Here is a 280-nt window from a genome sequence, read left to right as displayed (position 1 = left end):
CGATGTCGCAGCCGCCGATGAGCTCACCGTTGATGAACAGCTGCGGGAAGGTCGGCAGGTTGGAGAAGCGCGGCAGGTTGGCACGGATCTCCGGTTCCTCGAGCACGTTGACGGTGCGCAGGGCGACAGCGCCGGCCGCCATCAGCGCCTGCACGGCGCGACTGGAAAAGCCGCACATCGGGTACTGCGGGGTGCCTTTCATGAACAGCACGAGCGGGTAACGATCGACCTCGGCCTGGATTTGCTGCATCACCGCCACAACCACACTCCTTGCTTCGCC

The 280-nt window shown here is 64.6% G+C and carries 1 protein-coding gene; it reads right to left on the bottom strand.

Annotation, left to right across the window (positions count from 1 at the left end; all coding sequences use genetic code 11):
- Window positions 1–250 (bottom strand): glutaredoxin domain-containing protein (locus tag EN845_RS35055; RefSeq protein WP_245511899.1); only part of this gene is annotated, 250 nt, incomplete at its 3' end.
- Window positions 251–280 lie beyond the last annotated feature (30 nt).

It is taken from the genome of Mesorhizobium sp. M8A.F.Ca.ET.202.01.1.1 (assembly GCF_004791595.1).
GTDB lineage: Bacteria > Pseudomonadota > Alphaproteobacteria > Rhizobiales > Rhizobiaceae > Mesorhizobium.
Note: the sequence above shows the minus strand (reverse complement) of the source record. Positions and strands in the feature narration are given on the sequence as shown.